Raw genomic sequence first — 2,507 nt, 5'->3', positions numbered from 1 at the left:
GGCCGCCTCGACCAGGCCTGGAGCCTGGCCCGCGCCGAGGCCGAGGCGCGCGGCTTCGCCGACGAGGTCGAATCTCTCGGCGTCCTGGTCGATCCCAACGCCGGGCAGGCCGGTCGTCTTCAACCGCCGCCGGGCGACTACCGCTGCCGCACCGTCAAACTGGGCGCGCGCGAGGCGCATGGCCTGGCCTATGTCGCCTATCCGGCCTTCCGTTGCCGCGTCGAACTGACGCCCGGCGGCGACCTGATCCTGGAGAAGACCACGGGCAGCCAGCGCACGCGCGGCCTGCTCTATCCCGACACTGATCGACGCCTGGTCTATGTCGGCGCCCAGGCCTGGGGCGACGAGACCGGCTTCCCCGCCTACGGCGCCAAGGCCGAGCGCGACCAACTGGGCGTGTTCGAGCGCATCGGCCCGCAACGCTGGCGCCTGGTCATTCCCTTTCCCAAGCAGGAATCCAAGCTCGACATTCTGGAGCTGACGCGCTGATCGCAGCTTGACCGTTCAGGGGCGCGCCCTTCACCCTGAGCGCCTCATCGCCTTTACCTTCGGAGCACCCTCATGCGCGGCGTCGGCCTCACGCTCGGATCCATCATCGCCATCGCCGTCGTCCTGGCGGTCGTGCTGATCGGCTTCCCCACCTACAACGTCTATTCCAAGCAGATGGCGGGCAAGGCGGCCTATGAAGAGGCGGTGCAGAACCGCCGCATCCGCGTGCTGGAGGCCCAGGCCGCCCTGGACTCGGCCAAGCTGACCGCCGCCGCCGAGATCGAGCGCGCCAAGGGCGCCAACGAGGCCAACCGCATCATGGCCGAGGCCCTGGGCGGCCCCGAGGCCTATCTGCGCTGGTCCTACATCAACATGCTGCAGGAGACGGCCGGCAAGGAAGGCCGCCAGACCATCTACATCCCCACCGAGGCGGGGATGCCGATCCTGGAAGCGGGCCAACGTCCGGCGCGCTGACCTGAACCCTTCTCCCACAAGGGGAGAAGGGCATTGGCGTTCAGACCCGCGTCAGCCGCAGATCCTGATAGTCGTAACTGAAGTCGATGTCCGGCGAGACGCCCTTGACCGTCGCGGTGGCGGGCTTGGCCGTGGCGATGCTGAAGGTGATGAAGGCGTCCTCTTCGCGCTTGTCGGGGAAGCGGGTGCGGAAGGTTTCGCCGTCATAGGGCTCCAGCCAGCCCTGCAGCGCCGGGGTGTGGGTGAAGCGCAGCCACAGGCCGGACTTGCGGTTGCGGCCGCGCCCTTCCCTCCTCGGCTCGATGACGATGTCGCCGTACCACGGATCGCGCCAGGTTCCGGCGTAGGCCTCCAGCGGCAGGGAGGGGGCCGCGCCCGCCGCCTGTTTGGCGTCGATCTCGACGGCGGCCTTCAGCGACTTCTCGGTCCCTTCGGCCTCAATCCGCTTGGAATCGGCGATCCAGTCGACGTCGACCTTGTTCATGGCGATGTCCGACAGGCCCGAGCGCAGGGCGCGTAAGAGGAAGCTCTCTTCGGCGTTGGTGAAGACCGAGAAGCCGATCTTGCGGCCGGGGATCAGCACCGTGGCCGAGATGCCGCCGGGCGAGCCGCCGCCGTGGGTCGCCAGCCGCTCGCCGCGATAGTCCTGCACCTGCAAGCCCATGGCGTAGGTCGAGGCCACGGCCCGGTTGGGCAGGGCCGCCGTCGGTCCGTTGGACGAGGAGACGACGATGTTGGGCTTGTACATTTCCTTCGCGGCGGCTTCGGAGAACAGGCGCGAGCCGTCGGCCAGCTTGCCGTCGTTCAGGCGCACGGCGATCCACTTGGCCCAGTCGTGGGCGCTGGCGCAGATGCCGCCCGCCGCCGCCGCCGAATCCCAGTTCCACACCTCGACGATCGACTCCGCGATCTGGGTCATCGCCCCCTGATAGCGCAGGGGCGGGCCGACGCGGCCGTGAGGCAGGGCGCTCTTCTTCGGGTCGGCCAGACGCGCCAGGGGCACGCTCTCGTTCATGCCCACGCGGTCGAAGATGCGGGTCTGGACGAAGGCCTCCCACGACAGGCCCGAGACCTTCTCGATCACCGCGCCCGCGACCACGAACATCAGGTTGCAGTAGTGGTAGTCCTCGCGGAAGCCGTCCTCGATGGGCACGAAGGCGGCCTGCGCCAGAACCTCGGCCCGCGTCCGGTCGCTGTTGGGCCAGAACAGCAGGTCGCCCGCGCCCAGGCCGAAACCGGCGCGGTGGCTGAGGGTGTCGCGCACGGTGATGCGCTCGCCCACCATCGGGTCCGACAGGGTGAAGCCAGGCAGATAGGTGCGGATCGGCTCGTCCCACTTCACCTTGCCTTCGTCGACCAGGATGGCCAGGCAGGCGGCGGTGACGTTCTTGGAGTTCGACGCGATGGCGAACAGGGTATGTTCGTCGGCGGGTTCATTTTTGCCCTGACGGCGCACGCCATAACCCTTGGCCAGCACCGTCTTGCCGTCGCGGACCAGGGCCAGCGACACGGCGGGCTGGTCCGGCCAGGCGGCCATGCAACGC

General features: G+C 68.7%; 3 protein-coding genes. 2 read left to right on the top strand and 1 reads right to left on the bottom strand.

The window, feature by feature from the left end; all coding sequences use genetic code 11:
* Both BDIM_RS14030 and BDIM_RS14025 read left to right on the top strand, forming a co-directional pair.
* Nucleotides 1–489, top strand: a 489-nt coding sequence (locus BDIM_RS14030) for a DUF4893 domain-containing protein (RefSeq protein ID WP_155818741.1), incomplete at its 5' end; no start/stop codon positions are given.
* A gap of 72 nt (nucleotides 490–561) precedes the next feature.
* Nucleotides 562–963: an SPFH domain-containing protein gene (locus tag BDIM_RS14025; protein ID WP_003166255.1), complete on the top strand. Its 402-nt coding sequence runs from the start codon at nucleotides 562–564 to the stop codon at nucleotides 961–963.
* 40 nt (nucleotides 964–1,003) lie between these two features.
* On the opposite strand, the gene BDIM_RS14020 is transcribed toward BDIM_RS14025, so the two are convergent.
* A partial coding sequence (locus BDIM_RS14020) for a serine hydrolase (RefSeq protein ID WP_155818738.1) occupies nucleotides 1,004–2,507 on the bottom strand: 1,504 nt, incomplete at its 5' end.

Source organism: Brevundimonas diminuta ATCC 11568 (assembly GCF_000204035.1).
Classification (GTDB): domain Bacteria; phylum Pseudomonadota; class Alphaproteobacteria; order Caulobacterales; family Caulobacteraceae; genus Brevundimonas; species Brevundimonas diminuta.
Note: the sequence above shows the minus strand (reverse complement) of the source record. Positions and strands in the feature narration are given on the sequence as shown.